The organism is Micromonospora sp. NPDC047753, assembly GCF_040642735.1.
In the GTDB taxonomy this organism is placed as follows: Bacteria; Actinomycetota; Actinomycetes; order Mycobacteriales; family Micromonosporaceae; genus Micromonospora.
This window is the reverse complement of the sequence record NZ_JBEYSL010000598.1, coordinates 1-3,653: the sequence shown is the minus strand read 5'-3', so window position 1 is coordinate 3,653 and position 3,653 is coordinate 1. Positions and strand designations below refer to the sequence as shown.

At 70.1% G+C, this 3,653-nt stretch carries 3 protein-coding genes and 1 pseudogene; 3 read left to right on the top strand and 1 reads right to left on the bottom strand.

From position 1 onward, the window contains the following. Positions 1-255: 255 nt before the first annotated feature. The gene (locus ABZ749_RS31595) at positions 256-1,020 is read right to left on the bottom strand and encodes a class I SAM-dependent methyltransferase (protein WP_357234237.1); all 765 of its coding nucleotides are present in this window, start codon (positions 1,018-1,020) and stop codon (positions 256-258) included. Positions 1,021-1,090: 70 nt separating this feature from the next. On the opposite strand from ABZ749_RS31595, the gene ABZ749_RS31590 reads away from it, so the two are divergent. The 3 genes and pseudogenes from ABZ749_RS31590 to ABZ749_RS31580 form a co-directional block, all read left to right on the top strand. Beyond that, the gene (locus ABZ749_RS31590) at positions 1,091-1,522 is read left to right on the top strand and encodes a CU044_2847 family protein (RefSeq protein WP_357234235.1); all 432 of its coding nucleotides are present in this window, start codon (positions 1,091-1,093) and stop codon (positions 1,520-1,522) included. Positions 1,523-1,585: 63 nt separating this feature from the next. Beyond that, a complete protein-coding gene (locus ABZ749_RS31585) occupies positions 1,586-2,560 on the top strand; it encodes a trypsin-like peptidase domain-containing protein (protein WP_357234232.1) in 975 nt (324 codons plus the stop codon). Then, positions 2,557-3,653, top strand: a pseudogene (locus tag ABZ749_RS31580) (hypothetical protein); the annotation flags it as partial. The gene ABZ749_RS31585 and the pseudogene ABZ749_RS31580, both read left to right, overlap by 4 nt.

The following is a 3,653-nucleotide window of genomic DNA, read 5'->3' as shown; positions in this document are numbered from 1 at the left end:
GGTCCCACCCTCGGGTCCGGCTCCCGCGCCAGGTGCGGTTGCGGCCAGTATGCGGCCGGTTCCCGGTTGACCGAGACGGCCGCTCCGACCGGTACTCCTTCGTGGGCGTGCGTGATCCCGATGGTGCGGTGGTCAGTGGGTGCCGCCGTGCCCCTCGGCGTCGGCGCGGGGCGACGCGACCGGGCGGCCGGATCCTCGACGCCGGGCGCGCCACCGTCCGGGGCGACCGCCCGTCGTGGTCGTGGAGCCGTTCGCTCAGTGCCGGGGTTTGTGCGCCCGGACCAGGATGCGCTGGGCGTGGGCCACGAACGGCCCGTGGCGACGGATGTGGTCGTGCAGATCGGCGAGCCGGGCCCGGTAGCGGTCCACGGTGAAGTCCGGCACCGTCCAGATGACTTTGCGGAGGAAGTGCACCACCGCTGCCACGTCGTTGAAGGTGGTCGGCAGCGCCTCGTGCCGCAGCTCGTCGATGACCAGGCCGGCGGCTCGCGCGTCGGCGGCGGCGCGGGCCGGGCTGCGTTCGTCACTGATCTCGCGGGGACCGGTGAGGAACTGGGCCAGCTCCCGGTTGGACCCGGGGCCGATCTGCTGGGCCAGGTACCGCCCGCCGGGAGTGAGCACCCGTGCGATCTCGTCCCAGAGCACGACGTTGGGATGCCGGCTCACCACCAGGTCGAACGTCTCGTCGGGAAACGGGAGCGGAGCGTCCTCGGCAACGTCGACCACCCGTACGCCGCGCGGTTCGAGCGCGCGTCGGGCCAGTTGGAGGTTGGGCGGCCAGTGTTCGGTGGCCACTGTCAACGGGGGGAATGCCGGCACCTCGGAGAGCACCTCGCCGCCGCCGGTCTGGATGTCCAGCGCGGCGTGGGCAACCCTCATCTGGGCTGACATGAGTTTCAAATATCCCCAGGACGGCCGCTGTTCTGTCGCGCGGCCGTCGAACCAGGAGAAGTCCCAACCGTCCACGGACGCGTCGACGCCTTCTCGGAGCAGATCCTGGAAGGTCGCCGTGTCCTGCATTGCGTCAGGCTGACAGGCGGCAGTGGTGATGGCAAGCGGATGTGTCCCGTGTCGGCGCAGGGTGCATGCAATGACTCCTGTCAGTGATCTGACACCAATTCCGAACGATCTTTCGGTGAGAATTTGTCACGTGGCGGATCTCCTTCGTTTCGAAACTGATCAGGGCGTTCTCCTCGTCGAGGAACACGCTGGCACCGATCTGGAACGGGTCGGTCTGCTCGACCGGATCCGCCCCGCCCGGGAGACGCTGGAAACGGCACTGGCCCACATCAAACCCGCGCTCGACGCGGCGCTGGGCGTGGTCCGTGGGGTGGCGGTGCGTCCCGATCAGGTGGAGGTCGAGATTGGCGTCACCCTCACCGCGGAGGCTGGTGCCGTCGTCGCTCGCACCAGCGCACAGGGCCACCTCAAGGTCAAGCTGATCTGGACCTCGCCCGTCCCCGCACTGCCGTCGCCGGGTGAGGACGGGGCCGGCGCGCAGGAGGACGCCGCGCATGACTGAGCGCAACGTCGGCCTCCGCCCTCCGGCCGCCCCGGCCGAGTGGTTGGCGTTGGCGGAGCACGGATGACCGGCACCCGGTCGCTCACCGGCCGGGTGCGGATACTCGGTGGCCACTCCTCGTCGGTCGTCGGCGCGGGCATCCAGTTGACCGCTGACCTGGTGCTGACCTGCTGGCATGTCGTCGATGACGGCACCGGGACGGGCCCGGCCGGGGTGCTCGTCGACACACCGAGTCACCCCGGCACCCGGGTCGCCGCCGAGGTGACCTGGTCCCGGGGTGTCGGCCCGGCCGGCGACGGCGACCTGGCGGTCCTGCGCTGCGCCACACCGCTGCCATCCGCCCCCGCCACCCTTGCCGATCGTGGCGACGACGAGTTCGACGTGCGGATCGTGGGCTTTCCGGCCAACACCCCGGCGTCCGTCATGGTGCTGGCGCGGGCCGTCGGTCCGGTCGACGTCGGCACCGGATGGCGTCAACTCGACCGACTTTCCCCTGCCACGGCCGGAATCGACAGGGGGTTCAGCGGTTCCGGGGTGTACGCGCCGGATGGCGCCGTGGTGGGCATGGTGCTGGCCCGCGCGAGCGTCGGCCAGCAGCTGGTCGGCTGGATGTCGCCCGTCGGGCAGTGGCGCGCCCTGTTGCCGCCCGGCCTGTTGCCGCCTGCCCTGTTGCCGCCCGGCCCGCTGACGGCCGTCGCCCGGGCGACGCCCCGACCGCCGCCCGCGCCGCTGCAATTCGCGCAGAAGATGGCGTTGGCCCGACTGCTGGAGGAAATCCCGGTACTCCGGCACCCCGACAGCCGTCAATTGGTCATTCAGTCACTGCCGCCGCACATCAGTCGGATGGTGAATCCATTCGGGCCGTTGGGTCTCGACATGTTCGGCCTGATTCGGACGGGCTTAGAATACGAGGACGGGATCGCAGCTCTCTATCGCGTCCTGCTGTTGACGGAAGGGCCGGCGAGTACGCCACTGCGGGCCTTCCGTGACCTTGCCGAGAGCCTCGGTCTGCTGACGGGTACGGAGGACAATCGGTGACGACGCCCCGGATGCCGAGCGCCCAGGTGCAGGCCATCTGCGACGCACTGCTCTCGATGAGTTCGATCAATGACGGGAACACCCGTTCGCTCTACCTCGACGAGGTCGAGGGGGAGCTGCGCAAGCGACTGTCGGTGCCCCGGCACTCCGAGGTCCGGTACGACGTCTACCGCATCGTGCGCGCCTGCGCCCAGGAGCCCCGGGGCGTGTCGATGCTGTTGCAGGTCATCGCCAACTTCCACCCGGGCGCCAGCGCGGTCACCTCCGCCCAGCAGATCTACCTCTCCTGGCTCCTCGCGCAGTTGCTCGCGGACGTCCCGCCCGAGGTGTTGACCGGGGCCGTCGCGGCAGTCACGGCAGTCGCGGATCATCCGCTGTCAGCGGAGGACCTGCCCGACCTGGTGGAGGCCATCGGCTGGCAACCGGTGGGTGACTGGCAGGTCCCGGCCGTCGTGGCGCTGGCGGGCCTGGTCCTCGCCGGCATCGAGTCGCACAGCAAGCCGCTCGAGCAGTGGTTGCGGGAGGCGGCGGCGGCCCTTCGGCTCACCACCGCCGACCTCGACGATCTGCGCGTGGCTGCGAAGACGCACTGGACGTCGCTACGATCCCCGCACCAGGCGGCACCGGCCGAGGCCGGTGGAGAGGAACCTGAATCCGACATGCGCAGGACGATCATCATCGAGGAGACGACGCCCCAGCGATCCCGAACTCTCATCCGGGGCGGCGTCCCACCGCGCAACCTGTACTTCACCGGCCGGGAGAAGCAGCTCGTCGCGCTCGACGAGCTGCTGTCGTCACAGCACCGGGCCTCGGTGCTGCCGGAAGCGGCGCTGCGCGGTGTCGGTGGGGTCGGCAAGACCCAGCTCGCTGTCGAGTTCGCCTACCGGTACGCGGACCGTTACCAGCTGATCTGGTGGATGGCCGCGGAGGACCTCACTGCGCTGCGTACCTCGATCGCGGCCCTCGGCGAGCGGCTCGGCCTGGCCGCGAGCGCCAGCCTGGAGCAGACCGTGCGGACGGTCCTCGACTCGCTGTCGACGAGTTCGCTCAGTTGGCTGCTGGTCTACGACAACGCCGACGACCCGCACGAACT

Excerpts from the sequence above, each read along its gene's own strand:
- ABZ749_RS31595 (WP_357234237.1), bottom strand. The coding sequence starts at position 1,020 with ATGCAGGACACGGCGACCTTCCAGGATCTGCTCCGAGAAGGCGTCGAC.
- ABZ749_RS31590 (WP_357234235.1), top strand. The coding sequence starts at position 1,091 with ATGACTCCTGTCAGTGATCTGACACCAATTCCGAACGATCTTTCGGTG.
- ABZ749_RS31585 (WP_357234232.1), top strand. The coding sequence starts at position 1,586 with ATGACCGGCACCCGGTCGCTCACCGGCCGGGTGCGGATACTCGGTGGC.